Raw genomic sequence first — 26,231 nt, forward strand, 5'->3', positions numbered from 1 at the left:
CCGGCGGCTACAGCAGGCTCACGCCTTCGCCGTTCATGGCGCGGTTCATCGTGCGCACCGAGCACATGGCGCCGCACATGGTGCAGGTTCTGGGGTCGGCGGGCTTGGTCGACGCCACGTAGGCCTCGGCCTTTTCGCGGTCGATCGCCTCGTCGAACATCGCGGGCCAGTCGAGGCGCTGGCGCGCCGCGGCCATGCGGTCGTCCCAATCGCGCGCGCCGGGAATGCCCTTGGCGATGTCGGCGGCATGCGCGGCGATGCGGCTCGCGATCACGCCTTCTTTCACGTCCTCGACGCTGGGCAGGCGCAGGTGCTCGGCGGGCGTGACGTAGCACAGGAAGTCGGCGCCGCTGGCGGCAGCGACTGCGCCGCCGATGGCGGAGGTGATGTGGTCGTAGCCGGGGGCGATGTCGGTCACTAGGGGGCCGAGCACATAGAAGGGCGCGTTGTGGCACAGGCGCTTTTCGATCTGCATGTTGGCGGCGATTTCGCTCAGGGCCATGTGTCCCGGGCCCTCGATCATCACCTGCACGTCGCGCTCCCAGGCGCGCGTGGTCAGAAGGCCCAGCTCGATCAACTCGCCCACTTGGCCTGCGTCGGTGGCGTCGGCCAGGCAGCCCGGGCGCAGCGCGTCGCCGAGCGAGATGGTGACGTCGTATTCGCGCAGGATCTCGAGCAACTCGTCGTAGTGCTCGAAGAACGGGTTCTCGTTGCCGGTCATTTCCATCCAGGCATAGATCAGGCTGCCGCCGCGGCTGACGATGTTCATCTTGCGGCCGCTGCGCTTGAAGCTGTCGATGGCCTTGCGGTTGAGGCCCGCGTGGATGGTGACGAAATCGACGCCCTCTTCGGCATGGGCGCGCACCACGTCCATGAAGTCGTCGGCGGTGATGTGCGCGAGGTCTTTTTCCAGGTAGCCCACGGCGTCGTACATGGGAACGGTGCCGATCATCGCGGGCGATTTTTCGATCAGCGCGCGGCGGAAGTCGTGCGTCTTGCCGTAATTGGACAGGTCCATGATAGCTTCGGCGCCGAACTTGAGCGCCACGTCCACCTTCTGCATCTCGCAGTCGTAATCGCGCATGTCGCCCGAAATGCCCAGGTTGACGTTGATCTTGGTGCGCAGGCCTTCGCCCACGCCGCTCGCATGCAGGTTGCGATGGTTGCGGTTCGCGGGAATGGCCGCGGTTCCTGCGGCCACGCGTGCGCGCAGGACCTCGACGTCGATGCCTTCGTCGTGCGCGACGGTTTTCATTTCAGGCGTGACGATGCCGGCCTTGGCGGCTTCCATTTGAGTCGAATAGGTCATGCCTTGCTCCTATCGTGTAAGCGCGGGTTCGGTTCGCCGCGCATGATGGCAATGCGACCAAGTATAGCGACGTGTCCGGCCGCGCTCGCGCGCACCTTCCTTTCTCGGCTAAAAAACAGGCGGCGACATGCTTCGTCTTGTCGCGCATGAGACGATTCCCGCTGTTTCCCGCGCTTTCATGGAGCCGCCCGGCGGCGTGGTGAAAGGCCGTTTGAACTGGGACGATGTTGCTCCGCGGCCGCGCGCGTCTTTGCGCTACACTGACAATCGTGACGCAAGAGCGTATCTATGCCACGTAGGGGAAATCCCAGAAAGGGACGGTGGTTATCATGGCAGCTCCCGAGACCTTGCATGTCCGCAACATCGTGTTGGTCGGACAGGATGGTGCGGGCAAGACGTCATTGGCCGAGGCGATGCTCTACATTTCCGGCCAGACTCCTCGCATGGGCACCACGCATGACGGAAAATCGTTCATGGATTACGATGCCGAGGAAATCAAGCGCAAGTTCACGATGAGCACCTCGATCGCTCCTATCCCTTATAAAGACTACAAGATCAACTTGCTGGACACCTCGGGCCATCCCGACTTCATCGGCGACACGCTTGCCACCATGCAGGCCGCCGAAATGGCCATGTTCGTCATCGACGCCGTGGCCGGTCCGCAGGTCATGACCGATAAGTTGTGGCGCGAAGCCGAAGGCATGCGTCTGTCGCGCTCGGTCTTCATCAACCACATCGACCGCGAAAACGCCAACTTCGACGTGATTATGGCCGCCCTGCACGCGCGCTTCGGCAGCCGCCTGGGCGCCGTCACCATTCCCATGGGCGTCGACAAAGACTTCAAGGGCGTCATCGACGTGCTTCGCATGAAGGCCCGCTACTTCGAAGGCGAAACCGAGCGCGTCGAAGAAATCCCCGCCGAATACGCCGCCGCGGCCGAGGCCGCCCGCGAGAAGCTGTGCGACCTGGTGGCCGAGGCCGACGAGGATCTCATGATGAAATATCTCGACGGCGACGAGCAGCTCACGCAGGAAGAGCTGGAATCGCTGTTCGATAAGGCCATCGCTCAGGAGCTGTTCATTCCCGTGTTCGTGGGCTCCACCATCATCAAGCAGGGCATCCAGGGCTTGATGGAAGATATCTGCACCTACTTCCCGCATCCTACGGCCCATGGCGCGTTCCGTCTGGCCGACGGCGGCGAAATTCGCGTGACCAAGGGCGACCAGCAGGCCGCAGGCTTCGTGTTCAAGACGCTGTCCGACCCGTATGTGGGCCGCTTGAGCTTCGTCAAGGTGTTCTCGGGCACGTTCGCGCCGGGCGTCGAGCTGGTCAATGCGCGCACGCGCAAGAAGGAGCGCCTCGGCCACGTGTGCATCATGAAGGGCAAAGAGACCATCGACGTGAAGGGCGCCATGGCGGGCGACATCATCGTCGTTCCCAAGCTCGCCGACACGCGCACGGGCGACACGCTGTCGCACACGGGCGATATCGCCATCGATCCGCTGCCGCTGCCCATTCCGCAGTATCCCGTGGCGATCGAGGCCGCCAATAAGAAGGAAGAGGACAAGCTGGGCACGTTCCTCGCCCGCGTGGCCGAAAACGACCCCACGGTGAGGATCGAGCGCCGCGAGGAAACGCATCAGACGGTGATCACCGCCATGGGCGAGGCCCAGGTGGAAACCATCCTGCATCGCCTGAAGGACCAGGCGGACGTCGAAGCCGTGCTGGTTCCCGTGCGCATACCGTATCGCGAGACCATCCGCGCGACGGCCGAGGCTCAGGGACGCCATAAGAAGCAGACGGGCGGCGCCGGCCAGTTCGGCGATTGCTGGCTGCGTCTCGAGCCCAATCCGGGCGCAGGCTACGAGTTCGTCGACGCCATCAAGGGCGGCGTCATTCCCGGCGGCCTGATTCCCGCGGTTGACAAGGGCGTGCAGGAGGCCATGACCGAGGGATTCTTGGCCGGGTATCCGATGGTCGACATCAAGTGCACCGTGTACGACGGCTCGTATCATTCGGTCGACTCCAACGAAATGGCGTTCAAGACCGCCGCGCGCATCGGCTTCCGCGCCGCATGCGAGCAGGCCAAGCCCGTGCTGCTCGAGCCCATGGCCGATATGAGCATCGCGGTGGGCGAGGAATACGCCGGCGCCGTGATGGGCGATATCTCCACGCGTCGCGGCCGCATCATCGGCACCGACTCAAACGACGCGGGCGAGACCATCATTTTGGTGCGCGTGCCGTATGCCGAGGTGGTTACCTATACCAAGGATCTGCGCTCCATTTCGCGTGGCAGCGGAAGCTATTCGATCGAGCTTAACGGCTACGAGCAGGCCCCGCATGACGTGCAGGACCGCCTGGTCAAGGCTTACCAGGAGAAACGCGCCGCGGGCAACTAGGCTTCGTCGCCCCGCCGAAAGCCCGATCGAGGGCTCCGAACAAAAAAACGACCGCGCTTCGGCGCGGTCGTTTTCGTTTCGTTAGAGCGTTTTTGCGAAGCAGACAAGGCGATTCGCTTCGTGAAAACCGATATTTCGATGAAATGCGAAACGCGCTTCGCATTCGAGTTCGCAATCGCTTGCATTTTCGCGCATTGCGTATTCGGCGGATGCCGGCGCGCTCATTTAGCGCTTGCCGCCCTTGCCGGAATAGCCGTTGCGGCCGCCGCGGCCAGGACGGAACTCGCCCTTGCCGTTTCCGCCGCCGTTACCCTTGCGGTTCTTGTCGTAGCCGCCCTTGCCGCCCTTGCCGTTCTTGGAGAACGAGCCGTTCTTCGAACCGTAGCCGCTCTTGTTGCTGCGCTGGTAGCCGTCGCGGTCGCTGCGGTTCTTGTCGTAGCCGCCCTTGCCGTTGTGCTTCTTGCCGGGCTTGCCGCCGCGACCGTCGGAGTACTGCTTGTCGGCGTACTTCTTGCCGCGACCGTTGCGGTCGTAGCCTTCGTCGTTGCGGCGGTCGTCGGAGCGGTCGTAGCGCCTGTCGCCGCGCTCGTAAGAGCCGCCCTTGCCCTTCTTGCCGTCGCGGCGCTCGTCACGGCCGCTCTTCTTGTCGCGTTTGTCGAAATCGCCGCGCTTCTTGTCGGCCTTTTTCGGGGCGTCGGGAATGTTCGGCATGTCGAACATGGCGTTGAAGGCCTCTTCGGCGGCTGCCTGGCGTTCGGCGAGCGTCGGCTTCTTCGGGCCCTTCGGGTGCTCGCGCTTCACGGGCACGTACTCTTCGCCGCGGGCCTCGGCCGCTTTCCTGCGCTTGTGGTCTTCGGCGCGCTCGATGTCGCGCTGGCGGGGCTTCTTGTTCTTGTTGCCCTTGCCCTTCTTGCCGTTGCGCTCGCGCTCCTTGCGTGCGGCCTTCTCGGCGGCCTCGGCTTCGGCTTTGGCGATCATGCGGGGGTCGGAGTCGGGCAGGGGCTCGAAGGCGTCCTTCGGAACCTTGAACTGCATGACTTCGATATCGGTGCCGATGAACTTCTGCACGCTGCGCAGCAGGTTCTTGGTGTCGGGGGTGCAGAACGACACGGCGAATCCGCCCGCGCCTGCGCGGCCGGTGCGGCCGATGCGGTGCACGTAGTCTTCGGGCATGATGGGCAGGTCGTAGTTCACGACGTAGTCGACCTCGGGCACGTCGATGCCGCGGGCCAGGACGTCGGTGGCCACGATCACGTTCACACGGCCGTTGCGGAACGCGTCGAGCGCGCGGCTGCGCTGCGCCTGGCTGCGGTCGGCGTGGATGGCTTCGGTGGGAATGCCGATGCGCTGCAGGCGGCGGGTGCAGTTGTCCGCGCAGCCCTTGGTCTTGGTGAACACGATGACGCGCGAGCCGCCCTTTTCTTTAATAAGGGCGTTCAGCAGCTCGGGCTTCTGACGGCGCGTGGTGTTGATGACGTACTGGTCAACCTTGTCGGCGGTTTCGCCGCGCTGGGCGATCTCGACGATTTCGGGGTTGTTGAGCACCGAGAACATGGTCTGGTCCTGGCTGCGGTCGATCGTGGCCGAGAACAGCAGCGTCTGGCGCGTGTCGGGCGTGGCTTTCACGATCTGCTCGACCTGGGGCCAAAAGCCCATGTCGAGCAGGCGGTCGGCCTCGTCGAGCACGAGCACCTTCACTTCGCCCAGGTTCAGGGCGCCGCGCTCCATGAGGTCGATCAGGCGTCCGGGCGTGCCGATCGCCACGTCCAGGCCGCGCTCGAGCTTCTTGATCTGGCGGTCATAGGCCACGCCGCCCAGGAAGACGCCCACGAAATGGTGGGTGTGCTTGCCGATGGGCATGCAGGTATCGGCAATCTGGCTCGCCAGCTCGCGGGTCGGGGAGATGACCAGCATGAAGGGGCCGCGTTCGCTTCCCTTGCGGTGGGGAAGGGTGTCCATGGAAGGCAGAGAGAACGCCGCGGTCTTGCCGGTGCCGGTCTTGGCGGCGGCGATTACGTCGCGGCCTTCAAGGGCCAACGGAATGGCGCGTTCCTGAACGGGGGTGGGGTCGGTGTAGCCCAGGGCCTCGACGGCGGCGAGGGCGTTCTCGGACAGTCCGAGTTCGGCGAAAGTAGCTATGACAGTCTCCTTAAGTCGTGCTTCGAGCGACAAGCATGGCGGCGCGCCGCATCGAGACGCGCGCAGCAGCGCTCCGTGTGCACGGATGCTTCGTAAGGAGATTTCTGCAGACCGGATTCGCGCGCCGATGCGCGCATGGAAGATTCCGAAAGGCGAATCTCGCAATGAGGCGACGTCTCGAACGGAGCCTCGGACGAAATTCGCGCGTGCGTTTGTTGCACGCAAAGGCCGTCAAGGCTCATGGCGCAGCTGATGGCAATCGAAAAAGCTGCGAATAATACAAAGTGGTAATTATGACGCTTTACGCGCGTTTTACATCGGGAACTTGCCCAGGATTCGAAAGCACACGCTTTGCACATGATCGAAACGGCATAAAAAGGGCCTTCCGTGCGGAAGGCCCTTTGGTCGGCGTATGCCGGATGCTTTAGAAGCGCAGGCTCAGGCAGGACAGGCCGCCGTCGACCTTGCGGTACTCGGAGGTGTCGACGACCAGGGTCTTGTAGCCCAGGTCCTGGACGGCCTTGAGGACGGTGGGATAGCCTTCGGCCACGATGACGGTGCCGTTGACCCAGATGCAGTTGGCGCCGTAGGCCTCTTCCTCGGGGACGACGATCTTGTTGTACTGGGCGAAGTCTTCCTTCTCGATGAACTCGCCGGAGACCAGCATGTTGTTGTCTTCGATGTAGTTCACGCCGGTCTTGAGGTGCAGGACCTCTTCCAGCGGAACCTCGGAGCCCTCGAGGCCCCAGCCTTCGAGGATCTCGAAGAACTGGCGGATGCCCTCTTCGTTGGTGCGGGCGGAGCGGCCGACGTAGAAGTGGTCGCCGACCATCATGACGTCGCCGCCGTCGAGGGTGCCGGGGGAGACGATGTGCTTCACATGCTCGTCGTCGAAGAAGCGGCGGACGACGGGCTCGATCTCGTTCTTCTCGCCGTTGCGGGAATCGGCGCCGGGGTTGGTGATGATGGCGCCGCAGCGGGTGATGACCGCGGGGTCTTCGACGAAGCAGCTGTCGGGGTACTCTTCAAGCGCGGGGAGCACGGTCACATCGACGCCGCACAGCTCGAGCGCATGCTCGTAGTCGTAGTGCTCTTCGATCGCGCGCTCATAGATGGGCTGGCCGAGCTCGGGCGCGCTGGTGATGCCGTTGCTCAGCGACTTGCCGGGGCGGCGGATGATGACGTGGCTGAATTTGGTCATGATGAGATTCCTCTCTTCTTGCTTAGAGCCCCTTGGAGCGGGGTTCCCCTTAACGAGCCATTGTAATACGACGAGCGAGCCGTGGGGACGGTGGACGGCGCGGTTTTCCATCTGTCATGAAAGCGTTGGCGATGAGATATGCGACATATGTCTAAATTGCATGAAATGGCGAAAAGATGCAAAACGCGGATTGTGGTGGAAAGGGGATGTCCACGCCCGGCGGCGTGGTATTGATAACCAATCGCATAGCCTTCCGCTCAGCATTCGTAATTGTCATTTTCAAAAAAAATTTTGAGAGCTTGAACAAAAATCTAAGTTCCTAATAACACCTGTTCAAAGCTTTAAAATACAAATTATTGAATAAAATATCCAGCAATGTTCTATTACAAGCTGCCAAATTTGATGCTATGATTCCACTCGTGAACACGGCAGTGGTCGGAGGAGTTGGCGCCGACGAATCCGACCCGACTGTCGCACTTAATCCCCCGTTACATATTGGTAAGAATATGCAACGGATAGTGGGAGATGGGGCATCTCCCAGAAAGGATGAAGAGCAATGGCTAAAATCGTTAACTCCTGGAACGACTGGGATCCGCTGAAGCGCGTCATCGTCGGCCGCTGCGACAACTCCGTCATTCCTCCCGAGGAGCCCGCGACCTCCGAGAAGGTTCCCGTTGATTCCGAGATGCGCGGCATGTGGGGCCTCCGTCCCCTCGCCACCGTCGAGCGCGGCAACGAGTGCCTCGAGAACCTCGTGAAGGCCGTCGAGGACCGCGGCGTCGTCGTCGACCGTCCCACCCCGCTGCAGTGGAACCAGGCCATCGGCACCCCGGACTTCCGCAACGACTCCATGATGACCTGCATGCCTCCGCGTGACATCCTGCTCACCATCGGCAACGAGATCATGGCTTCCGCGAACTCCTTCCGCTGCCGCTACTTCGAGTATCTCGCCTACTGGCCGCTCATGAAGCAGTACTTCGACGAGGATCCCGAGTTCCTCTGGACCCAGGCGCCCCGTCCCCGTCTGACCGACGCTTCCTACAAGCACAACTACTACGACGAGAAGATCACCCTCGAGGAGCGCCTCGTCCGTACCGCCAACAAGGACTTCGTCACCACCGAAGTCGAGCCCATGTGGGACGCCGCCGACGTCATGCGTATGGGCAAGGACCTGTTCATCCAGCATGGTCTGACCACCAACCGCACCGCTATGGAATGGTTCCAGCGCTACTATCCCGAACTGCGCGTCCATGCCATGAACTTCCCTGGCGACCCCTACCCGATCCACATCGACGCCACCTTCGTGCCGCTGCGTCCGGGCCTGATCATCAACAACCCGAACCGCCATCCCGCCGAGGGCCAGCTGGCCATCTTCGAGGCCAACGACTGGCAGGTCGTCGACGCCGCTCAGCCGGCGCACACCGAGCCTCCCGCGCTCTGCTACAGCTCCGTCTGGCTGTCCATGAACTGCCTGGTTCTCGATCCCTCCACGGTCATCGTCGAGGCCTCCGAGGTCAACCAGCAGGAGCAGATGGACAAGCTCGGCATGAACGTCATCCCCGTCGACCTGCGTGACGCCTATCCCTTCGGTGGCGGCCTGCACTGCTCCACCGCGGACGTCTACCGCGAGGGCGGCTGCGAGGACTACTTCCCGAACCGCGTCAAGGACGACACCCTCATCCACCCGGAGATGTGGAACGACTAAGTTCGAGTCTTCAAAAAAATATGCTAGCTGCGTAGCTAGCGCAGCTTAACAGCAGGGGTTCGGTTTGCCCAAAGGCGGGCCGAACCCCATTTGTTTCTAGCCCCTCGTATGTTTCGGAACGAGGTGTCGTTTTGTCCGACGGTGCAGATGGCGCGCATAAACATGGGAAAGGTATGCTGCCCTGTCCGGCAAGGCGAAACATCCAGGCACCTTCGATGGGTTGAGGGGTTGTTTTACCGGCTTGTTGGTTTTAAGGAGGACCAATGGCTGAAGGAAAGAACACCAACGTCGCTCCCTCTCAAGGGGAAGGGAACGGCTATGAAATGAAGGTGGGCCTCGGCACTATCGCCATGCTCATCTCCGCAACCGGCATGGGTCTTGTGCCCCTGTTCAGCCGCTGGGCGACCCGTATCGACATGTTCGACGGCACCCAGGGTCTTGCAGGCAGCGACTCCATCGGCGCCCTGATGGCCGTCGGCCGCATGGGCATGGGCGTGCTGTTCTTCATCATTCTGCTGTTCGCCACGCATAAGGTTGCGACGTTCAAGAAGATGAAGCTCAGCCCCGCAATCGCCCTCGGCGGCTTGATGATCGGCATGTCTCTTGCCTGCTACGTTACGGCTACGCTGATGACCACGGTTGCGAACGCGGTTCTGTTCATCTACACCGGTCCCGTTATCTGCATCTTGCTTGCGCGCATCTTCCGCAAGGAGCCTATCTCTGCGCTTCAGTGGGTTTGCCTGGTCGCGGTGTTCGTCGGCATGATGTTCGGCAACAATCTGATCGGCTTCGGCGTCGGCGGCCAGACCTTCGGCGTCGATCTGAACCTGCAGACCTCTACGCCTGAGTTCCCGATGAAGGGCATCGGCGACATCTTCGGTCTGATGTCCGGCGTGTTCTACGGCGCCTCGATGTTCTTCAACGGCTATCGTAAAGATGCCGACACCACCGCGCGTGGCGTGTGGAACTTCATCTTTGCTACGCTCGGTGCTGTTGCCATCGTCATTCTGATGAATGTCTACGGCATCTCCGCAGGCCAGGAGAACTGGGTCACCTCCGTCGAGTTCACCCCGTTCAACTGGGTCGGCGCTGTGCTGCTGTGGATCGTCTGCGGTCCTATCGCTTTGGGCTTCCTGCTCGTCGCGGGCCGCAACCTTCCGGCTGCCGACTACGGCACCATCGCTTACTGGGAAGTTCCCGTTGCGATTTTGATCGGCCTGCTCGTCTTCGGCGAGGCCCTGACGGCCAACACCATCATCGGCGCGGTCCTGATCGTCGGCGGCGGTGCGATTCCGTCCATCAAGGGCATGATCGCCGGCCGTAAGCAGAAGCAGGAAGAGGAAGTTCGTGAAAACCTCTCCGCTCACCTCGAAGAGGAAGCGGAAAAAGAGGGCCTGAAGTAAGCTCTTCAGCCTGTGCCCCGAAAAGGCGGCCGGACCTGCGGTTCGACCGCCTTTTCAGCAAAATCCGCCTTGGACGGACGCTTCTCGTCCAAGGCGTCCTATCGGTTCTTTATGGCTTATAGGTAATTGTGCGCCCTTGCCTTCGAGTGCACGGATTGCATATATAGGAATGGCGGCATCGGGGCGTACTTCAAGGAGAGGAAGGTATCGCAATGAAGATCACGAAGAATCTGGTCCACATTGCATCCGAGGTCGAGCTCGAGGCTGCGCTTGCCGAACAGGCGCTGAAGGCCGAATTCGACAAGGCGGGCCTGAAGGGCTTCCCTGCAGAGCTCGATATCGCGGAGCGTACCGAAGAGCACGTTCAGATGGCAAAACTCGATGACCTGCTCGGTTTCGCCTCTGCGTCGGGCATCGCTGCGGTGACTTATGATGTGACGTATTTCCCGCAGGCCGACGAAGCCGAGGTCGATCGTCAGGTTGCCCAGCTCGCCCGCGACCTTGAGATTTCTCCCGAGGTCATTCGCGAGGTCTGCGAGCAGCAGATTGCCGAGTATCTTGAGCTTGATGCGAAGCGCGATGCCGCCGTGCCCGTGCATAGCATCGTCGAGGCGTATGTGGGCGGTACGGCGTTCGCGTGGTATGGCATGAACGAGTATCCGCGTTTGCGTCGCGTCATTCTGCGCGAGCTCGCTCAGGGCGGCGCAAAGGCGAAGCGCGCCTTTGTCTTGCGCGCCAGCAAGGCTCAGATCGACCTGCTTGAAGATTTCTAGGAGCATCGGGGCCGGCGTATGTCGGATGCGCCGGCCCCTCTTGTTCGCGAGCGACGCGAGCCATTCCTGGCACGGTGCGCGAATCGCCGTGGTCGGGGGTTGTGTCGCGGCTCGTCGCTCGCTTAGTCACTGTTTCGTAACGGCAGCATGCCTGCCTTACCGCAGTGGCGACCACGGTATATATTTCGATATGCCGTCCATGGTTTCGCGGCCGACCAGTTCAAACGGTCCGCTTAGGGGGCTGCGCTTCTGAATTCGCCGGAAACGGGCCCCAAAGGAAGTGATTCTTTATGACGGACAAAACCGCCATGCCGCCTCAGTCCGAGGCGGTACAGAACCCGCCCCAGGAAGCCCAGAGCAAGACGCTCAAGCGCGTCGTCGTCTCGTCCTTCTTGGGCAATTTCATCGAATGGTTCGATTATGCGAGCTACTCCTACTTCGCAACGGTCATCGCTTTGGTGTTCATGCCTGGCGACAATCCTACGGTAGCGCTTCTCGAAACATTCGCCGTCTTTGCACTTTCATTTCTTATGCGCCCCATCGGCGCAGTGTTCTGGGGCAATATGGGCGACAAGAAGGGTCGCAAATGGGCCCTTACGGCCTCCATCCTTCTGATGAGCGGTGCTACGTTCCTGATCGGCTGCCTGCCCACTTACGCGATGGTCGGTCTTCTGGCCCCCGTGCTCTTGCTCCTCCTCCGTATGGTTCAGAGCTTCTCCGCTTCGGGCGAGTATGCCGGCGCGGCGACGTTTTTGGCCGAGTACGCTCCCGCTAATAAACGCGGCCTGTACTGCTCTGTCGTTCCCGCCTCCACGGCCACGGGTCTCCTGTGCGGTTCTATGTTCGCAACCGTCATGTATGCGGTATGCGGTCATGACTCCGCTTTCGTGACCGATTGGGGCTGGCGTATCCCGTTCCTGCTTGCCGGTCCTTTGGGCCTGGTCACGCACTATATGCGCGAGCATCTGAGCGATTCTCCCGTGTACGCCAAGATGCAGTCCGACTTGGAGAACAAGAAGGGCCCCGCGGTCAAGGCTCCGTTCCGTACGCTCATGAAGAAGTACCCCCGCGTCTTGATCATCAGCTTCGGCGCCTGCATGCTCAACGCCGTCGGTTTCTATGCGGTCCTTACCTATTTGCCGAATTACCTGATCGATACGGTGCAGTACGACTCTGCGAAGGCCTCTATGATCACGACGATTTGTCTGGTGGTCTATATCGCGTTCATCTTCTTCTCGGGCCATATCTCCGACAAGTTCGGACGCAAGAAGATGCTGATCACCGCTTGCGTGGGCTTCGTTGTGCTGACGATTCCTGCATTCTATTTGCTCAGCTCGAAGGATTTCATGGTCATCTTGCTCGTCGAATTGGCCATGTGTTTCCTGCTGACGATCAACGACGGCACGCTGTCGAGCTACTTGACGGAAACGTTCCCGACCGATGTTCGCTATTCGGGCTTCGCCTTGAGCTTCAACATGGCCAATGCTTTGTTCGGAGGCTCCGCTTCGTTCATTTCGATTGCTTTGATTGAGGCCACGGGCAATGCGATCGCTCCTGCGTGGTACATGGTCGGCATATCGGCCGTCGCGCTTGTTGCAATGATTCTTTCGCACGAGCATTCGGGCAAAGATCTTTCCGAGATCTAAGCTCATGTATCGGCTTTTCTCCGCATGGCCTCGCGCAAGGGTGTCGCACGGGTCGCCATGAAGACGGTTTGGAAAGCTTGTCGATCCATCGGGTTGACGGCATGGGGAACATCGTCGATGTTCTAAAATGTTCAAGAATTTTGAAATGCAGCGTCTGCGGTCGGCGTGGACGCTGCATTTTTTCTGCGCACCGGTCTTTCCCGCCTTAGAGACGCACGTCGCATTTCTGATGCTTCGGTAGAGGTGTGCCCATTCCCAGCGTCGATGGAATATTCGAGGTGCTTTTGGCGCTTCTTGAGTACTAGAAGGTGTCGCTATGGTTGTTAAGAAAACGGCGCAGGAGCCGAAGTCCGTCAAAGCGCAGATCACGCGTGCTTCTTTGATTGTGGCCGCGGCCGCGATCATGCAGGAAGACGGTCCGAGCGCGGTGACGTATCGCAATGTCGCCAAGCGTGCGAATACCGCTGCGTCTTCTACCGGATACTATTTCGATTCTATTTCGGACCTGCTTTACGAGGCGGGCGATTACAACATGCGCTCGTGGGCTCGTCGAGCCGAGTCCGTGGCCGATGCGGCCGAGGAGATGGAGGTCGAGGCTTGCCGCGATCGCGTGGTCGAGCTGTTCCTTTCGGCCTGTATGCCCGCTGAGGCGGGAACGGCCGCTCCTCACTACATGCAGCTCCTGGCGGCATCGGAATCGGCGGCTGTCACTAAGGCGTATCGAGCGGGTCGCGCTCGCTTGGACTCTGCTGTAGAGCGCATCATCGAGCGTGTGGGGCTGAAGGACGTCACCCCGCGCTTTGTTATAGCGTTGGTCGACGGAGCGGCCGTATCGGCCGTTTCCGAAGGCGAGTCGGCGCACGAACGCGCTCGCGCTCTACTTGCCGAATGGGTGTATCCTGTCATGCGTCGCGACGGTCTGATCGCGCAGGAGGATGTTCCTCAGGCGTAAGGCCCTTTCGCTTTGTTTGTCGAAGTTGCTATTTTCATCTACGGCCCCTTTCGGTTCTCGAAATCCGAAAGGGGCCGTTTTTTGTTCGAGGGGCTTCAAGAGGCTATCGCGGCTACCTGCGATTCGACGGGCGTCTGCAGGACTTGTCGTGTATGCGGGCATCCCTCGGCTTTGGCCGGCATGCGGACTTGGCCCGAAAGGGTTCGAATCGAAGGGGCGGCGCCCGCGTCTGTCGATTGAGGCGAAAGGGCGCGAATGAAGCCCCGCTGAGATGGCTGGCCGCTTCGGCAACGAATCCTTCCGACGGCGGCTCGCGAATGCCGTCCCGCATGCGAAAGGCCCCTTGGGCATTCGGTTCGTCCAAGGGGCCTTTCATCGTCCGGAAGGGAGGTCCGTCGATTGCGGGGTATGCGTTGATGCTAGGCGATGTTGCCGATGAAGGCGCGCGTGCGTTCGGATTTCGGGTTGTTGAACACCTCGTCGGGTGCGCCGCGCTCGATCACCTTGCCGTCTTCCATGAAGATCACGTGGTCGGCCACGTCGCGAGCGAAGCCCATCTCGTGGGTGACAACCATCATTGTCATGCCTTCTTTGGCCAGCTGGCGCATGACGTCCAGGACGCCGCGCACCAGTTCGGGGTCGAGGGCGCTCGTGGCTTCGTCGAACAGCATCACATGCGGATTCATGGCCAAGGCGCGGGCGATGGCGACGCGTTGCTGCTGGCCGCCCGACAGGCCGTCGGGGTAGTGGTCCAGGCGTTCGCCCAAGCCGACGCGTTCGAGCTGCTCGATGGCGATCCGCTCTGCCTCTTCCTTCGACCGCTTGAGCACCTTCTGCTGGGCGATCATGACGTTCTTTTTGGCGGTGAGGTGGGGGAACAGGTTGAAGTTCTGAAACACCATGCCGACGTTTTTGCGCACTTCGTTGATGTTGGTCTTCTTGTCGGTGATCTCTGTGTCCTCGAAGTAGATGTGGCCGCTGGTGGGCTCTTCGAGGCGGTTCACGCAGCGCAGCATGGTGGACTTGCCAGAGCCCGACGGACCCAGGATGACGACCACTTCGCCTTTGTAGACATCCAGGTCGATGCCTTTGAGAATTTCCACGTCGCCGTAGCTTTTATGCAGGTCGCGAATGCGGATGATGGATTTCGTCGTATCGATGGTCATCGGGAGCCTCCTACAGATCTGCCGTCTTGATGGCGAGTTCGTCTTTCGCAGCGTTCAGGTCGGGGCTCCAGCCCTGCTTCGTGACCGATTTCGGCTCTTTGTCGGCGGGCTTTTTCTTGAGGGCGACCTTATGGGTGCCGGTGCGGTCTTCCATGGCGCGGGTGATGCGGCTCATGGGCAGCGTGACGATCAGGTAGAAGCCTGCGGCCACAATGTACGGGGTGATGTTGCCCGTCGCGGCGGTGATCGTCTTGGCGTACATGACCGTTTCCATGATGCCAACGGCGGCCAGCAGCGAGGTGTCCTTATACAGCAGGATGAGCTCGTTGGTCATGGTGGGGATGACGCGGCGGAAGGCCTGCGGCGCGATGACGTGAATCATGGTCTGCACGCCGTTCATGCCCAGCGATCGGGCCGCCTCGAACTGGCCCTTGCTGATGGACTGGATGCCTGCGCGGAAGATCTCGCACAGATACGCGCTCGAGTTCAGAGCCATGACGCAGCAGCCCAGGGCGAAGTTGTTGATGTTGAGGCCCAGCAGCGGCAGGCCGAAGAATGCGATGTAGATCTGGAGGAACATAGGCGTGCCGCGCACGATGTTGACGTAGGTGCCCGCCACGGCGCGCAGGATGCGGAAGCGGGCCATGCGCATCAGGGCGAGCACGAAGCCCACGGGGATGGCGGCGGGGAAGGCGATGACCACGATGCCGAGCGCTGCCAGCCAGCCGTTGAACACGCTCGGGATGCTGGTCACGATGATCGCGGGGTCGAAGAACAGGTGCAGGAACTTGTTGGAATTCCAGGCCTGGACCCAGCCTTGGCCATTGAGCCACGCGGCGATTCCTTCGGCGACGCTGACGCCGGAAACCGTGATGGTGCCGCCGAGGGGGCCGAGCTCGTTCACGGTTCCATCGGCGGCTTCGGTGGTGGCCGCCACTTGGAATTCCCCGCCGTCGGCGGGAAAGACCACATTGTAGATTTCCACGAGGAACGAAACGCCTGCGGGGGCCGCTTCGGGCATGTCGATGACGATGGTTCCGTCGCCCGGCGCGCTGGCCTGGGCGTTCAGTTCGACACGGTCGAGGCCGGAAAGGCCGGTGACCTTCACTTTGTCGGCGCTCAGCTCGACGCCGTCGGCGAAGGCGAGCGTGATGCGGGACAGGCTTTCGTCTTCGGCGGAATGGGCGCGCCAGGTGACGCGGGTGGGGGTGGCTCCGAGGATGCGGTTTCCTCCGTCCTCGTTCGGCGAGGCGGTGCAGGCCTCTACTTCGAGCGCATGCGCCTGGGCGGGCGCGGTGGAGGTCAGCGCGAGGCCGAGGAGGAGGGTTGCGATCGCGCATGCGGCGATGCATGCGGCTTTCGCGAGCACGTGCTTTCGACGCGACGGCGAAGCGAAGGTGTCCATGACGATGCCTTTCTAACGGGAGTCCACAGTATCGCGTACGGGCGCAAGGCGTCCTTGTCGGGCACGGAGGCATGTGTCCGACAAGGACGCCGCTGCCAGGCAGGCGAGGCGGCAGCGGCTCGTCCGATCGGGTCCTAGTTGCCGAACCACTTCTGATTGAGTTCGGCGATGGTGCCGTCGGCCTCGAGGGCGGCGATGGCATCGTTGATGGCGGCGGTGAGGTTCGGGTTCTCTTTGCTCACGGCGATGCCGTATTGCTCGCCGGTGGGGATTTCTTTGACAACCTGGCAGTCGGAGTAGGCGATCTTGATGTAGTAATCGGCGACGGGCTTGTCCAAGACGGCAGCTGCGACCTGGCCGGATTGCAGGGCGGCGAAGACGGCGGGGTACTCGTCGAAGGCGACGATTTCCTGGGCGTCGGAGAGGTTTTCCTTGGACCAAGTGAGGCCGGTGGTGCCGGTTTCGGCGCCGATGCGTTTGCCCGCGAGCTGCGATTCGTCGGTGATGTCAGAGCCGTTCAGCACCACGATGCACTGGTTGGTGTCGCAGAACGGGGTGGAGAAGTCCACTTCTTCCTCGCGCTCGGGAGTGATGGTGAAGCCGGAGACGCCGACGTCGGCGGTTCCGCCCGCTACCAGGGCGGGAATGATGGTGTCGAACTTCATGGTGGGCAGGTAGTTGCATTCGAGGCCGAGCTGTTCGGCGATAGCCTTCATGAGGTCGACTTCGAAGCCTTCGACATTGCCGTTATTGAGGTTTTCGAACGGCGGGAAGTCGAGGGAGGCGGCAACGGTGAGCTTGCCGTCTTCGACGAGGGCGTAGCTGCCGTCGGCCGCAGGCTCGACGGTATCGGACGAACCGCCTCCGGAGCAGGAGGCGAGCAGCGGAAGCGCACAGAGGGCGGCGACCGCCAGGGCGAGGAAGAGGGCTCTTTTCTTCATCATGCGTGGTCCTTTCTGCGGGGGCTATGCCGAAGCGGCTTCGTGCCGCGGTCGGTCGAAGGAGGACGCCCGAGCTTTTTCCGGGCGTCCGGTATGCGAAAGCCCCGTCTTCTTGGAGGTGGGGCGGCGGCTTTCGGCTGTAGGGGTGGGATACGTTCGCGGGGGAGCGGCGGCTCTTTCCACGCAAGCGGTATATTTTCGTAAGTTTTGGGATAATGCACAAGTAATAAACGATTGATGAACAGGTGATATGCTCTTATCAAGATACATGTTTTGTGCAGTCAATCAAAAATATGTTGGGGGCATTATTGCATAGGGCGCTTTATTTTGAAAGAGTATTTTCGAGAAAAAAGAGTAAATAAAGCTTTTTATGCGGCAATCATGCATTGAAATGAGCGCTTTTGGGTGACGAAAGCATATTTTATCGGGTAAGCGGTCAATAATATGCAAAAAAATGTCCAGTAAAACGCTGACGCGCGCCCATCGTGTAAAAGCATGCATGTGCAGACGAAACGGGGTTTCGCGCATATATGTCGCGCGCGAGGGCGGAACTGCGCGCCGAAGCTTCGTATTGCATCTTGCGCGCGAGAGCGTCGAAGGGCGCGCCCGCGCCGCTTTGCGCCGGTCGCTGCAGCGCGGTCGGCGGGCCCGTTCGCACTCGCACGCCGTCGGGCCGCTGCGGGTTCGGCCGCATGCGAGCGCTGCGAGTCGCGGGCCTGTGCTGTCGCGCGAACGGATCGCCGCCCGATCGCTTTGCTCGGCGCGTCCCGCGAGCGTGCGCGTCGCATTCGCGCGCGCCGTGAAGCATGCCGCCTGCCGCGCCCGTCGTGCGGGCGAAACGCGCGGAATGTGACGCAAGCGTAACGATTGAAAAGAAACCGCTCGAAACACCGTTATTTCTCTTGCATCCGCGCCGAGCGATGGTAGTATAGCCATCAGTTAGCACTCGAAGGCATACAGTGCTAGCACTCACGAAGCCCCGCTATCAAAGGGAAGCTAGAGAGAGGATAACGATCATGAATCTCAAGCCTTTGGGCGATCGCGTCATCATCAAGCGCGACGAAGCTGAAGAGACCACCGCTTCCGGTCTGTACATCGCCTCCGCTGCCAAAGAAAAGCCGCAGAGCGGCGTCGTTCTGGCCGTGGGCGAGGGCAAGCATGACAAGGACGGCAACCTGGTTCCCGTTCCCGTCAAGGTGGGCGATCGCGTGCTGTACGGCAAGTTCGGCGGCACCGAGGTCACGGTCGATGACGAAGAGGTCATCATCCTGCGTTCCGACGACCTGTACGGCGTCTACACCGACTAAGTCCCGCATTCTCGCCATTTCCGCGGCGGACGGCCCATGCATAGTCCGCCGCATCACACGAAGGAGTGAATCGTCATGGCAAAAGATATTCAGTTCGATACCGACGCGCGCGGCGCGCTTGCCGCAGGCGTCACCAAGCTGGCCGACGCGGTCAAGGTGACCCTCGGCCCCAAGGGCCGCTACGTCGCCCTCGAGCGCACCTACGGCGCTCCGCTGGTCACCAACGACGGCGTCACCGTGGCCAAGGAAGTCGAACTTCCCGATCCGGTCGAGAACATGGGCGCCCAGCTCGTGAAGGAAGCCGCCACCAAGACCAACGACGTCGCGGGCGACGGCACCACCACCGCCACGCTGCTGACCGACGTGCTGGTGAGCGAGGGTCTGCGCAACATCGCCGCAGGCGCCAACCCCATCTCCATCCGCGCGGGCATCGAGAAGGCCGCCGCTGCCGTGGTCGACGCCATCGCTACCGACGCGATTCCCGTTTCCACCAAGGAGCAGATCGCTTCCGTCGGCGCCATCTCCGCACGTGACGACCAGACTTCCGACGGCGTGGGCGAGAAGATCGCCGAGGCCATGGAGGTCGTCGGCAAGGACGGCGTCATCTCCGTCGAGGAGTCCCAGACCTTCGGCATCGAGATCGAGGTCGTCGAGGGCATGCAGTACGAGCGCGGCTACATCTCCCCGTACATGGCCACCGACATGGAGCGCATGGAGGCCGTCCTCAAGGATCCCTTCATCCTGCTCACCGACCAGAAGGTCTCTTCCATCCAGGACGTCATGCCGATCCTCGAGCAGGTCAGCAAGACCGGCCGCCCGCTGCTCATCGTCGCTGAAGACGTCGACGGCGAGGCTCTGTCCACCATCCTGCTGAACCGTCTGCGCGGCACCTTCACCTGCGCCGCCATCAAGGCCCCCGGCTTCGGCGACCGCCGCAAGCGCATCCTCGAGGACATGGCCATCGTCACCAACGGCCAGGTCATCGCGAAGGACTTCGGCCTGGTTCTCGGCGAGGCTCAGCTGAACATGCTCGGCCAGGCCAAGACCGTCAAGGTCACCAAGGACTCCACCGTCATCATCGACGGCGCGGGCGACAAGCAGGCCATCGCCGATCGCTGCGACCAGATTCGTGCCGAGCTCGAGCACGTCGATTCCGACTTCGACCGCGAGAAGCTCAACGAGCGCCTCGGCAAGCTCTCCGGCGGCGTTGCCGTCATGAAGGTCGGCGCTGCCACCGAGTCCGAGCTCAAGGAGAAGAAGAGCCGCATCGAGGACGCCCTGCAGGCAACCCGTGCCGCTGTTCAGGAAGGCATCATCGCAGGCGGCGGCGTCGCGCTGGTCGATGCCATCCCGGCTCTCGACGGCGTCGAGTGCGCCAACCACGACGAGCAGGTCGGCGTGGACATCGTCCGCAAGGCCCTTGAGGCTCCGATGCGCACCATCGCCCAGAACGCGGGCATGGAGGCCGGCATCGTGATCGAGAAGGTCAAGGCTCTGCCCAAGGGCGAGGGTCTGAACTTCGCCTCCGGCGAGTACGGCAACATGATCGAGATGCAGGTTTCCGACCCTGTGAAGGTCACCCGCACCGCTCTGCAGTCCGCAGTCTCCGTGGCCGGCCTGATTCTGATCACCGAAGCCACCATCTCCGAGATCCCGAAGGAGGGTCCGGACCTGTCCGCCCTCGCTGCCGGCGGCCAGGGCGGCGGCATGATGATGTAAGCCCCTGCGGGTTTGCAGATTCGGCCTAACGCCTCGCATATGCTTACGAAAGGAGTCGCGCTTCGGCGCGGCTCCTTTTTTTGCGTGAGCCCGCTTCGGCTTCGGGTGCTTCCGTATGCATGGGCATGCTTTGCGGTTCGGGGAACCGCCGCGCCGACGTCTTCATCGTGCGCCGCATTCCGCCCATCGCGGCAGGGTATGCAGATCGACCCGGCCGCGTTTGCTGCGGTTGGGATTTTGTGCGTTTGCGTTCTGCGGGGGGGGGTAAGAAGCGCCGCAAGAAACGTCCCACCCACCCATCGAACGCTTGCTTGTCCGAGGGGCGGGCGGGACGCTTTTCGATCGGCGTGCCGCGCTGCGAAATGGGGCGGTATCGGGCTTTTACGACGATGGCCCCCCTGCGAATCGACGCAGGGGGGGCCATCGTGATGTCGGGGTGTTGTCTGTCGCGCGGCACGCGGGGCCTGCTCCCTTGCGCGCGAAACGTGGAAGCGGGCGCTTAGTCTTTGGCGCCTGTGATGCCGCCGACGATCGAGCTCACGATGCTGATGACGATGCTCGCCACGAAGGCGCTGCCGAAGCTCGAGATTTCGAACCCGATGTCGAACAGGCCGTTGGCCATCCAGGAGGCCACATAGAGCACGAAGGTGTTCACTACCAGGTAGAAGATGCCCAGGGTGAGCACCGAGACCGGAAGGCTCAACACCTGCAGGATGGGCTTGAGCGAAATGTCGAGCAGGGAAAGGAACAGCGCGAGCACGGCCACGCATGCCCAGGTTTCGGTGGTGGGAGCCACCTCGATGCCGGGCACGAGCCAGACGGCCGCGGCCACGGCGACGGCGGTCACGAGGCAACGGAGGATGAAGTTCATGAGTGCGCTCCTTTCAGGTACGCGGTTTCGTGCCGGCGCCGCGCACGGGCGCCGGCCAGGGCTTTTCGGCACGTGCCCGCCTGTTTGCGGCGCGTCGTGTCGCGGCATGGGTTCCGCAGCCCCTCGTTACGCTCAGGGTAGCGCATCGCTCGGCGCTATGTCTGCTTCGATTCCGTTTCGTTGCGCGAATCGACGACCGAGATGCACTGGCGGAACTTGCGCGCGTGCACGGTCTTTTTGAACAGGGGCTTTGCGGCCTCGTCGACGAGCAGTTCCCTGAGGCAGGCGGTTTCCACCGCGTCTCCCTCGGCGGCGATGCGCTTGACGGAGTCTTTGACCACCTGGTGCAGCGTTCCGAGCATCGAATGCACGGGCGCGGGGATCGAGGCGCCGGAATCGCGGTACGCCTGCACGATCGTCCTGATGCTCGCAAGCGACGCGTCGAATGCGGTCACCGCATCGGGGCAGGTCAAAAACGGCTTGAGGGCTTTGTAGACGGGTTTTGCCGCCTTGCTGGCCTCCTTCTCGTCGACCGTATGCTCGGCGTTGTCGGCCTGTACCGTTTCGAGGAATGCGTTCAGGTTCTCGCCGAGGCGCTTTCTGGAAACGGTCCAGTCCACGATGCGGTCCGCGTTCGCCGATCCGTCGTTCTTGCCGCCGCGCTCGCTCGCGGCGCGCTTCGGCTCGCCGGCGTTGTTCGAGGGCGCCTTGCCATGCTGCGCAGGGTTTTCGGCTGCGGGCTCGCCCTGGGACGCGCGTGCGTTCTCGCGCGCGCCGTCGGCCTCGTGGGCGCTTTCGGCCGTCTGCATTGCGCCCTCGGTCGCCTTGGCGTTCTCGGCCGGCTGAGCCGCCCCGCGGTTCTTCGAACGCTTTCCGCGCCTGTTGCGTTTCGCGCCTTCGCCCGATGCGCCATCGCTTGCGCGGCTTGCGCCCGCGTCGTGCGCGTCGACGTTTTCGGAGCTCGCGGTCGCGGACTGCTCGCCATGCGTCGTCTCGCGGCGTTCGGCGTCTTCTTGCGTCTCTTCCGCGTTCTTGCGCGGCGCCGTCGCGCCGCGCTCGTCATCAAGGCGGAGCTCGTCCTGCGTGCCGGCGTGCTCGTCATGCGCGATATCGCCCTCGCGCGCGTCCTGGTTCGCTTGCGCGTTCGAGCGGCCCTTGCCGCCGCGTTTGCCGCGCCGGCGCTTCTTCTTGCGCGGCTCGGCGCCATCGTTCTCTTTTTCGGGTTTCAAGGCCACGTGTGCGCCTGCGAACGTCTCGGGCTCTTCCCCGTCGCTTTCGCAGCCTGCCGGCGCGTCGACGATGCGTTCGTCGGGCAGCCCGCTCAGCGCGCAGGGGCCCAGGCCGTGGATGCGCAGATGCTCTTCGTGGTCGACGATCATGAGATTCGCCACGCGGTCGTCGGTGCGGTAGCCGTTGATGTGGTGGATCTCGTGCTCGGTATCGCCTTTGCGGAAATCGAGCCAGGCCATGGCCACCAGCATGGAGCGGTAGACGCGCTTCTTGTGGATGCGCCCGTCCTTGCCGCGCCCGCGGGAGTCTTCGGGCTTGTACATGATCTGGTAGCGGCCGTTCGCCAGGGTCATCTTCACGGGGTTGCCGTCGACGTGCTTGACGTTGCCTTTGTCGGACACCAGAAACGGCGTCATGCCGCAATAGATCTGGCGCCACTGCTCGGGCGTGGCCGACTCCAGGTAATCCACGGCGTCTTTGGCGCGCTTGAGCCTGCCCGAGCCGTTGACGCGCCAGCCGCTGGGGTGCAGCGAGATGCGGTCGTCGTCGCGGACGAACTCGACGGGGCGAAAGCCCTTGCAGTACAGCCAGATGATTTCGAAAAACGTGCGAATCGGGGAAGACACCGATTCTCCTTTCGCGAGGTTGTGCGGAAAAACATCTATTGTACCGCCCCAGTGTGGCGGGGTCGTGGGTTTTCCGGGCCTGTTTCGCCTGCCGCTTGCCGCGCTGCCGTCTGTGCAGGTTGCGAACGACGGACGGGGCCGGCGCGTTTCGGGCTTTCGGACGCTACAATGGACGGCATGGAAAAAAAGAAACGACATTACCCAGGAAACGGCGTCAAGCAGCAGAAAGGCCGCGCGCGGACGGGCATGCCCGCAGCGGCTCGCGGCCAGCGCGTGCGCATGACCGAAGACGTCGCCCGCCGCGCCGAGGCCTCGAAGAACGCGAGCGCCCATAGCGCCCGCCGCGACGGGTTGTTCTGCCCGATCGACGGCCGCTGCGGCGGCTGCGAGCTGCTGCGCACGCCGTATCGCAAGCAGCTCAAGGAAAAGCAGGAGCGCATGGAGGCGCTGTTCGCCGACCTTTTGGGCGACGAAGCCGCGGTAAGCCCTATCGCGGGCATGCAGGATCCGCGCTATTACCGCAACAAGGTGGTTTCGCCGTACGTGGCGGTGTACGACCGCCGCGCGCGCAAGCGCCGCATTCTGTGCGGCATGTACGAGCGCGGAACGCACCGCGTGATCGATTCGCGCGAATGCTTGATCGAAAACCCCGAGGCCAAGCGCATCATTCTGACGGTGCGCGAGCTCATGGGCAATTTCGGCATGACGCCGTACGACGAAGACGCCGACACGGGCTTTTTGCGCCATGTGCAGGTGCGCGTGGGTCATACGTCGGGCGAGGTCATGGTGACGCTGGTCACGCGCGAGGAAGATTTCCCCGCGTCGCGCTCGTTCGTGCGCGCGCTGAAGAAGGCGCATCCGTCGATCACCACGGTGGTGCAAAACGTCAACACGCGCAAGACCAACGTGATCATGGGCGATAAGGAACGCACGCTGTACGGCCCCGGGTTCATCCTTGATTCGCTGTGCGGCCTGACGTTCCGCATTTCGTCGAAATCGTTCTATCAGGTGAATTCCGACCAGACCGAGGTGCTGTACACGCGCGCGATCGAAATGGCTGGCCTGGCGGGCGACGAAACGGTGATGGACGCGTACTGCGGCACGGGCACGATCGGCCTGGTGGCGGCACGCGGCGTGAACGGCGGCCCCGGCGCCGCGCGCGTGATCGGCGTGGAGGAGCGCCCCGACGCCGTGGCCGACGCGCGCAACAACGCGCGCCACAACGGCATCGACGCCGAATTCGTGGCGGCCGACGCCGGCGCGTTCATGCGCGATCTGGCCGCGCGCGGCGAAAGCCTCGACGTGCTGCTCATGGATCCGCCGCGCAGCGGTTCGACGCCCGATTTCCTCAAGGCGGCCTGCACGCTCGCGCCGCGCCGCATCGTCTATATTTCCTGCAATCCCGAAACGCAGGCGCGTGACGCCTCGTATCTGGTGGAGCACGGCTACCGCATCGTGGAAATGCAGCCCGTGGACATGTTCCCGCATACGCCGCACGTCGAAAACATCCTGGCGTTCGAGCGCGCGTAGGCATGCCGGTTTTCGGATAGGTGAAGGAAGGGGTTTCAGCCATGGCCGAACATCTCAGCGCCGCGATCGGCGCGACGCCTTTGATCAAGCTCGAAAAGCTCAGCGCCGAAGTGGGCGCGAATGTCTTCGTGAAATACGAGGCGGCTAATCCCGGCGGTTCGATCAAGGACCGCGCGGCGAAAAACATGATCGACGCGGCCGAGGCGCGCGGCACCATCGCCCCCGGCAAGAGCGTTCTCGTGGAGCCGACCAGCGGAAACACGGGCATCGGCATTGCCATGATCGGCGCCGCCCGCGGCTACGACGTTGTGCTCACCATGCCCGAATCCATGAGCAAGGAACGCCGAGCGCTTCTTGCCGCCTACGGCGCGAAGCTCGTGCTGACGCCTGCGGCCGAAGGCATGGTGGGCGCCGTGGCCGAGGCCGAGCGCATCGAGCGCGAAACCCCCGGCGCATGGATCGTGGGCCAGTTCACGAACCCCGACAATCCGGCGGCCCACGAAAAGACGACCGGCCCCGAAATCAAGGCGGCTTTGGGCGGAGCGAACCCCGATTACATCGTGGCGGCTGCAGGAACGGGCGGCACGGTTTCGGGTGTTGCGCATTTCTTCAACGGCCACGGCACGCAGAGCAAAAACGGCCTGGCCGCTCTGACGGGCGAGCGCGTGTTCGTCTATGCGGTGGAACCCGACGAAAGCCCCTTGATCACGCAGGCCCTTGCGGGCGAAGATCCCACGCCCGCCGCGCATGGCATTCAGGGCATCGGGGCGAATTTCATTCCCGAAACGCTCGACCTGGATGCCCTCGACGGCGCGATCCGCGTGAGCACCGACGAGGCCTACGACCAGGCCCGCTTCATGGCGACGCAGGAGGCGTTGCTGGTGGGCATTTCCAGCGGCGCCAACATCGCCGCCGTGCGCAAGCTGGTGCAGCAACACCCCGAGGCGAAGGGTTCGACCATCGTGACGTTCGCGGTGGATACCGGCGAGAGGTATCTTTCCACGCCGTTGTTCGCGTAGCCCGATCGCGCCCGACGCATCGCACGATCATGCCGCAGGCCGCTCGATTCGGGCGGCCTGCGTTGTTATGCGGCACCCACGAGGCTGTCGATGCCGCAATTCGGAAATAACACGCTATAAGAAACTCAAAATCCCTTGGTGGATTAGAGTAAATAGATTACAAAGTTGTTATTAGCTAGCTACATATAAAAAAGATTGCTGATTCAAATAATAAAGAAAGTATCGAAAGGTAATTAATATGGCTGACATGGCAGAAGATATGAAAATCGACGTGATTCTTGCAAGTGGAAGCCCCCGCCGCAGCGAGCTTTTGGCGCGCGAAGGCGTGCCGTTCACGGTGCGCGTGTCCCAGGCGGACGAAACGCTCGACGCCGACCTGCTCAGCCAGCCCGAAGAGGCCGCGAAAAAACTTGCCGAGCGCAAGGCCCGCGCCGTGGTGGAAGACGTGCTCAACGAAGGCTACGAAGGCATGGCCATGGTGGTCGGCGCCGACACCATGGTGGTGGCCGACAGCACGATCTACGGCAAGCCGGTCGACGAGGCCGACGCCCATCGCATTCTGGATGAGCTGTCGGGCAGGGCGCACCAGGTCATCACCGGCGTGTCGGTATGGCTGGTGGGCGCGCCCGCGGGCGAGCAGGACATCTCGCTGGCGTTTCGTTCGTTCGCGGAAACGAGCCACGTGCTGTTCAAGGCGCTCGACGACGAGCTGATCGAGCGCTATATCGCTACGGGCGAGCCGATGGACAAGGCGGGCGCCTACGGCGTGCAGGGCCTCGGCGGCGAAATGCTCGTCGAGCGCGTTTCGGGCGATTTCGACAACGTGGTCGGCCTGCCGGTGAAGCGCCTGATCGCGGAATTCGCCGAATTCTTCGAGGCGGCGAAATAGT

Annotated in this window: 19 protein-coding genes; 11 read left to right on the top strand and 8 right to left on the bottom strand. The window is 62.3% G+C overall.

Translation table 11 applies throughout. The features are described 5' to 3' along the window. Positions 1–7 precede the first annotated feature (7 nt). Positions 8–1,309 carry a phosphomethylpyrimidine synthase ThiC gene (thiC, locus tag DMP07_RS07755; protein ID WP_123198580.1) on the bottom strand — a complete coding sequence of 434 codons (1,302 nt, stop codon included), beginning with the start codon at positions 1,307–1,309 and terminating at the stop codon, positions 8–10. A 329-nt stretch (positions 1,310–1,638) separates the two neighbouring features. Between thiC and fusA the strand changes: the two genes are divergently transcribed. After that, positions 1,639–3,708 (top strand): elongation factor G, encoded by a 2,070-nt coding sequence (gene fusA, locus DMP07_RS07760; protein WP_123198581.1) that lies wholly within the window; start codon positions 1,639–1,641, stop codon positions 3,706–3,708. A gap of 225 nt (positions 3,709–3,933) precedes the next feature. Here fusA and DMP07_RS07765 read toward each other — a convergent pair whose 3' ends face one another. Both DMP07_RS07765 and DMP07_RS07770 read right to left on the bottom strand, forming a co-directional pair. Next, positions 3,934–5,880 (bottom strand): DEAD/DEAH box helicase, encoded by a 1,947-nt coding sequence (locus DMP07_RS07765; RefSeq protein WP_244594946.1) that lies wholly within the window; start codon positions 5,878–5,880, stop codon positions 3,934–3,936. A 391-nt stretch (positions 5,881–6,271) separates the two neighbouring features. Beyond that, a complete protein-coding gene (locus DMP07_RS07770) occupies positions 6,272–7,048 on the bottom strand; it encodes a dimethylarginine dimethylaminohydrolase family protein (RefSeq protein ID WP_123198582.1) in 777 nt (258 codons plus the stop codon). Between the two features lie 556 nt (positions 7,049–7,604). On the opposite strand from DMP07_RS07770, the gene DMP07_RS07775 reads away from it, so the two are divergent. The 5 genes from DMP07_RS07775 (at position 7,605) to DMP07_RS07795 (ending at position 13,527) form a co-directional block, all read left to right on the top strand. Beyond that, complete coding sequence (locus DMP07_RS07775; RefSeq protein ID WP_123198583.1) at positions 7,605–8,753, top strand: serine/threonine protein kinase; 1,149 nt, start codon at positions 7,605–7,607, stop codon at positions 8,751–8,753. A gap of 263 nt (positions 8,754–9,016) precedes the next feature. Next, complete coding sequence (locus tag DMP07_RS07780) at positions 9,017–10,156, top strand: DMT family transporter (protein WP_123198584.1); 1,140 nt, start codon at positions 9,017–9,019, stop codon at positions 10,154–10,156. 212 nt (positions 10,157–10,368) lie between these two features. Continuing rightward, a complete protein-coding gene (locus tag DMP07_RS07785) occupies positions 10,369–10,929 on the top strand; it encodes a hypothetical protein (RefSeq protein ID WP_123198585.1) in 561 nt (186 codons plus the stop codon). A gap of 290 nt (positions 10,930–11,219) precedes the next feature. Further along, on the top strand, positions 11,220–12,575 hold the full coding sequence (locus DMP07_RS07790) for an MFS transporter (RefSeq protein WP_425303989.1): 1,356 nt from the start codon (positions 11,220–11,222) through the stop codon (positions 12,573–12,575). Between the two features lie 316 nt (positions 12,576–12,891). Continuing rightward, the gene (locus DMP07_RS07795; RefSeq protein ID WP_123198586.1) at positions 12,892–13,527 is read left to right on the top strand and encodes a TetR/AcrR family transcriptional regulator; all 636 of its coding nucleotides are present in this window, start codon (positions 12,892–12,894) and stop codon (positions 13,525–13,527) included. A 419-nt stretch (positions 13,528–13,946) separates the two neighbouring features. Here the strand turns inward: DMP07_RS07795 and DMP07_RS07800 are convergent, their stop codons facing one another. The 3 genes from DMP07_RS07800 to DMP07_RS07810 all read right to left on the bottom strand — a co-directional run bounded on the left by DMP07_RS07800 (position 13,947) and on the right by DMP07_RS07810 (position 17,042). Further along, positions 13,947–14,693 carry an amino acid ABC transporter ATP-binding protein gene (locus DMP07_RS07800; RefSeq protein WP_123198587.1) on the bottom strand — a complete coding sequence of 249 codons (747 nt, stop codon included), beginning with the start codon at positions 14,691–14,693 and terminating at the stop codon, positions 13,947–13,949. 10 nt (positions 14,694–14,703) lie between these two features. Next, the gene (locus tag DMP07_RS07805) at positions 14,704–16,098 is read right to left on the bottom strand and encodes an amino acid ABC transporter permease (protein WP_123198588.1); all 1,395 of its coding nucleotides are present in this window, start codon (positions 16,096–16,098) and stop codon (positions 14,704–14,706) included. Positions 16,099–16,232: 134 nt separating this feature from the next. After that, complete coding sequence (locus DMP07_RS07810) at positions 16,233–17,042, bottom strand: ABC transporter substrate-binding protein (protein WP_123198589.1); 810 nt, start codon at positions 17,040–17,042, stop codon at positions 16,233–16,235. A 1,013-nt stretch (positions 17,043–18,055) separates the two neighbouring features. Between DMP07_RS07810 and DMP07_RS07815 the strand changes: the two genes are divergently transcribed. Together DMP07_RS07815 and groL are read left to right on the top strand one after the other, a co-directional pair. Beyond that, on the top strand, positions 18,056–18,346 hold the full coding sequence (locus DMP07_RS07815; RefSeq protein WP_123198590.1) for a co-chaperone GroES: 291 nt from the start codon (positions 18,056–18,058) through the stop codon (positions 18,344–18,346). A 75-nt stretch (positions 18,347–18,421) separates the two neighbouring features. Next, positions 18,422–20,065 (top strand): chaperonin GroEL, encoded by a 1,644-nt coding sequence (gene groL / locus DMP07_RS07820; protein ID WP_123198591.1) that lies wholly within the window; start codon positions 18,422–18,424, stop codon positions 20,063–20,065. 499 nt (positions 20,066–20,564) lie between these two features. Here groL and DMP07_RS07825 read toward each other — a convergent pair whose 3' ends face one another. Then, positions 20,565–20,936 carry a phage holin family protein gene (locus DMP07_RS07825; protein ID WP_123198592.1) on the bottom strand — a complete coding sequence of 124 codons (372 nt, stop codon included), beginning with the start codon at positions 20,934–20,936 and terminating at the stop codon, positions 20,565–20,567. A 155-nt stretch (positions 20,937–21,091) separates the two neighbouring features. Continuing rightward, positions 21,092–22,792, bottom strand: a complete 1,701-nt coding sequence (locus tag DMP07_RS07830; protein WP_161957058.1) for an HNH endonuclease family protein — start codon at positions 22,790–22,792, stop codon at positions 21,092–21,094. A 177-nt stretch (positions 22,793–22,969) separates the two neighbouring features. On the opposite strand from DMP07_RS07830, the gene rlmD reads away from it, so the two are divergent. The 3 genes from rlmD (at position 22,970) to DMP07_RS07845 (ending at position 26,230) form a co-directional block, all read left to right on the top strand. Next, the gene (rlmD, locus tag DMP07_RS07835) at positions 22,970–24,322 is read left to right on the top strand and encodes a 23S rRNA (uracil(1939)-C(5))-methyltransferase RlmD (RefSeq protein ID WP_123198635.1); all 1,353 of its coding nucleotides are present in this window, start codon (positions 22,970–22,972) and stop codon (positions 24,320–24,322) included. 41 nt (positions 24,323–24,363) lie between these two features. Continuing rightward, positions 24,364–25,341 (top strand): cysteine synthase A, encoded by a 978-nt coding sequence (cysK, locus tag DMP07_RS07840; protein ID WP_123198594.1) that lies wholly within the window; start codon positions 24,364–24,366, stop codon positions 25,339–25,341. A gap of 238 nt (positions 25,342–25,579) precedes the next feature. Next, positions 25,580–26,230, top strand: coding sequence for a Maf family protein (locus tag DMP07_RS07845; RefSeq protein ID WP_244594947.1), 651 nt, complete (start codon positions 25,580–25,582; stop codon positions 26,228–26,230). Position 26,231: the final 1 nt, after the last annotated feature.

Origin of the sequence: Slackia faecicanis, assembly GCF_003725295.1 — a bacterium.
Taxonomy (GTDB): Bacteria; Actinomycetota; Coriobacteriia; order Coriobacteriales; family Eggerthellaceae; genus Slackia; species Slackia faecicanis.

Coding starts and splice junctions, on each gene's coding strand:
- thiC (WP_123198580.1), bottom strand. CDS start 1,309: ATGACCTATTCGACTCAAATGGAAGCCGCCAAGGCCGGCATCGTCACG.
- fusA (WP_123198581.1), top strand. CDS start 1,639: ATGGCAGCTCCCGAGACCTTGCATGTCCGCAACATCGTGTTGGTCGGA.
- DMP07_RS07770 (WP_123198582.1), bottom strand. CDS start 7,048: ATGACCAAATTCAGCCACGTCATCATCCGCCGCCCCGGCAAGTCGCTG.
- DMP07_RS07775 (WP_123198583.1), top strand. CDS start 7,605: ATGGCTAAAATCGTTAACTCCTGGAACGACTGGGATCCGCTGAAGCGC.
- DMP07_RS07780 (WP_123198584.1), top strand. CDS start 9,017: ATGGCTGAAGGAAAGAACACCAACGTCGCTCCCTCTCAAGGGGAAGGG.
- DMP07_RS07785 (WP_123198585.1), top strand. CDS start 10,369: ATGAAGATCACGAAGAATCTGGTCCACATTGCATCCGAGGTCGAGCTC.
- DMP07_RS07790 (WP_425303989.1), top strand. CDS start 11,220: ATGACGGACAAAACCGCCATGCCGCCTCAGTCCGAGGCGGTACAGAAC.
- DMP07_RS07795 (WP_123198586.1), top strand. CDS start 12,892: ATGGTTGTTAAGAAAACGGCGCAGGAGCCGAAGTCCGTCAAAGCGCAG.
- DMP07_RS07800 (WP_123198587.1), bottom strand. CDS start 14,693: ATGACCATCGATACGACGAAATCCATCATCCGCATTCGCGACCTGCAT.
- DMP07_RS07805 (WP_123198588.1), bottom strand. CDS start 16,098: ATGGACACCTTCGCTTCGCCGTCGCGTCGAAAGCACGTGCTCGCGAAA.
- DMP07_RS07810 (WP_123198589.1), bottom strand. CDS start 17,042: ATGATGAAGAAAAGAGCCCTCTTCCTCGCCCTGGCGGTCGCCGCCCTC.
- DMP07_RS07815 (WP_123198590.1), top strand. CDS start 18,056: ATGAATCTCAAGCCTTTGGGCGATCGCGTCATCATCAAGCGCGACGAA.
- groL (WP_123198591.1), top strand. CDS start 18,422: ATGGCAAAAGATATTCAGTTCGATACCGACGCGCGCGGCGCGCTTGCC.
- DMP07_RS07825 (WP_123198592.1), bottom strand. CDS start 20,936: ATGAACTTCATCCTCCGTTGCCTCGTGACCGCCGTCGCCGTGGCCGCG.
- rlmD (WP_123198635.1), top strand. CDS start 22,970: ATGGAAAAAAAGAAACGACATTACCCAGGAAACGGCGTCAAGCAGCAG.
- cysK (WP_123198594.1), top strand. CDS start 24,364: ATGGCCGAACATCTCAGCGCCGCGATCGGCGCGACGCCTTTGATCAAG.
- DMP07_RS07845 (WP_244594947.1), top strand. CDS start 25,580: ATGGCTGACATGGCAGAAGATATGAAAATCGACGTGATTCTTGCAAGT.